A 2532-nucleotide genomic window follows, 5' to 3' on the forward strand; every position below is an offset into this window, starting at 1 on the left:
GGTGCGCAAGCTGGCGGCGGAGAACGGCGTCGACCTGGCCGCCGTCAAGGGGTCGGGCGTCGGCGGTCGGATCCGTAAGCAGGACGTGCTGAGCGCCGCCGAGGCCGCCCGCGCGGCGGCCGCGGCCGCCGCGGCCCCGGCGGCCACCCCCGCCGCCCCGGCGGCGCCGGCCGCCAAGGCGCCGGCCTCCGTCCAGCCGTCGCCGCTCCGCGGTCAGACGGTGAAGATGAGCCGGATCCGCAAGGTCATCGCCGAGAACATGATGAAGGCGCTGCACAACCAGGCGCAGCTGTCGACCGTCGTCGAGGTGGACGTCACCCGGATCATGCGGCTGCGGGCCGCGGCCAAGGACGCGTTCCTGGCCCGCGAGGGCGTCAAGCTCTCCCCGATGCCGTTCTTCGTGAAGGCGGCGGCGGAGGCCCTCAAGGCCCACCCGTCGGTCAACTCCCGGATGAACGACGACGGCACGATCACCTACCACGACGTCGAGAACGTGGGCATCGCGGTGGACTCGGAGAAGGGCCTGATGGTCCCCGTCATCAAGGGCGCGGGCGACCTGAGCCTGGCCGGCATCGCCAAGAAGACGGCGGAGCTGGCGGGCAAGGTGCGTGGCGGCGGGCTCTCCCCCGACGACATGTCCGGCGGCACGTTCACGATCAGCAACACCGGCTCGCGCGGTGCGCTGTTCGACACGATCATCGTGAACTACCCGCAGGTCGCGGAGCTGGGCATCGGCGCCACCGTGCGTCGCCCGGTCGTCGTGAACAACGCGGAGCTCGGCGAGACCATCGCCATCCGGGACATGGTCTACCTGACCCTGTCCTACGACCACCAGCTGGTGGACGGCGCGGACGCGGCCCGCTACCTGGCGGACGTGAAGGCCCGTCTCGAGGCCGGCGCGTTCGAAGGCGAGCTCGGCCTGTAAGGGCCGTCCGGCAACCGTCGCAGCGGCCGCGCCCCGTCCGGACTCTCCGGGCGGGGCGCGGCCCTGTTGGATCACCCCATGGGAGTGTGAGGGCATGAACCCGCCCGTCATCCATTCGTTGCGCCAGCAGATCCGTGAGCACATCGTGGAGGGCATCGTCAGCGGGCGCTGGCAGCCGGGCGAGCGGATCGTCGAGCGGCGGATCGCGGCGGAGCTCGACGTGAGCCAGACGCCGGTCAGGGAGGCGCTGCGCGAGTTGGAGACGCTGCGGCTGATCGAGTCGGCGCCCAACAAGGGCGTCCGGGTGCGGGCGTTGACCGCCGCCGACCTGGAGGAGATCTATCCGGTGCGGGCCGGCCTCGAACAGATCGCGGCCGAGCTGGCGGTGGAGCGGTTGGCGGACGACGTCTCGGCGTTGGCCCCCGAGGTGGCGGCGCTCCGCGAGGCGGACCGGCTGGCGGACGCGGAGGCGCAGGTCGGGCACACGGTGGCGTTCCACCACGAGCTGGTGAAGGCGTCCGGGAACAGCGTGCTGCTGCACACCTGGGAGTCGCTGGGCATCGAGATCTGGACGGCGCTGTCCATCCGCTGGCTCGGCACCCGGCAGCGGTCCTACGCCGAGGAGCACCAGGAGCTGGTGGACGCCTTCCTGAGACGGGACCCCCGGATCGGGGAGCTCGTCAAGGAGCACGTGCTGAACTGTGCACCGCGTGCCTGATGTCGGCGCCCGGTATGGCACGGGATGCCAATTTCTCCGATTCGCCGATTTTTTTGCCGCAACCCTTTGATCGATCATCGATCATCGGCTTACAGTCTTCTGGAAGTGAGCCGCGTCGCACTGCCTGTCCTGCCGTCCGACGCGGCTCCCAGGGGAGCTCGGGTCCCGTTTGTCGCGCCAACGCGCGGGACCGAGCCCCTCATGGCCACGCCCATGGTTCCACACCCGCCACGGGATATCATCGGCGCCTCATGCGCGCTGCCCGACTCATCAGACTCGTCCTGCTGCTCCAGGATCGCCGGGCGATGACCGCCGCCGAACTGGCCACCGAACTCGAGGTCTCGGAGCGGACGGTGGCCCGCGACGTGGACGCCCTCTCCGAGGCCGGCATCCCCGTCTACGCCGACCGCGGCCGCGCCGGCGGCTACCGCCTGATCGGCGGCTACCGCACCCGACTCACCGGCCTCGGCCGCAGCGAGGCCGAGGCGCTGTTCCTCTCCGGCGTGCCGGGCGCGCTCCGCGACATGGGCCTGGCGGACGCCGCCTCCGCGGCCCGGCTCAAGGTCTCCGCCGCCCTCCTCCCCGAACTGCGCTCCGCCCACGACACGGCGGCCCAGCGCTTCCACCTGGACGCGCCCGGCTGGTGGCAGCCGCCCGAGACACCCGCCCTGCTGCCGGCCGTCGCCGAGGCCGTCTGGGACGACCTGCGGGTGGAGGTCACCTACCGCCGGGGCGACGGCGCGGAGGTCTCGCGTGTCCTCGACCCCTACGGCCTGGTCCTCAAGGCAGGCACCTGGTACGTGGCCGCCGGGCCCGTCTCCACGATCTCGCCCTGGTACATCACCGCCACCCGATGACTGATATGGCGCACGACGGCCAGGTCGTGTGT

General features: G+C 71.7%; 2 protein-coding genes and 2 pseudogenes. 3 read left to right on the forward strand and 1 reads right to left on the reverse strand.

Features of this window, described 5'->3' with window-relative positions:
- The 3 genes and pseudogenes from sucB to E1283_RS35110 form a co-directional block, all read left to right on the forward strand.
- Positions 1-925: 2-oxoglutarate dehydrogenase, E2 component, dihydrolipoamide succinyltransferase (gene sucB / locus E1283_RS35100; RefSeq protein WP_132822214.1), on the forward strand; the 925-nt coding region annotated here is incomplete at its 5' end.
- 94 nt (positions 926-1019) lie between these two features.
- Positions 1020-1643, forward strand: a complete 624-nt coding sequence (locus E1283_RS35105) for a GntR family transcriptional regulator (RefSeq protein ID WP_132822215.1) — start codon at positions 1020-1022, stop codon at positions 1641-1643.
- A 251-nt stretch (positions 1644-1894) separates the two neighbouring features.
- Positions 1895-2452: pseudogene (locus E1283_RS35110) on the forward strand (helix-turn-helix transcriptional regulator); the annotation flags it as partial.
- On the opposite strand, the pseudogene E1283_RS39310 reads toward E1283_RS35110, so the two are convergent.
- Positions 2443-2532: pseudogene (locus E1283_RS39310) on the reverse strand (peptide ABC transporter ATP-binding protein); the annotation flags it as partial. The pseudogenes E1283_RS35110 and E1283_RS39310 overlap by 10 nt on opposite strands.

Source organism: Streptomyces hainanensis, from assembly GCF_004348415.1.
Classification (GTDB): domain Bacteria; phylum Actinomycetota; class Actinomycetes; order Streptomycetales; family Streptomycetaceae; genus Streptomyces; species Streptomyces hainanensis.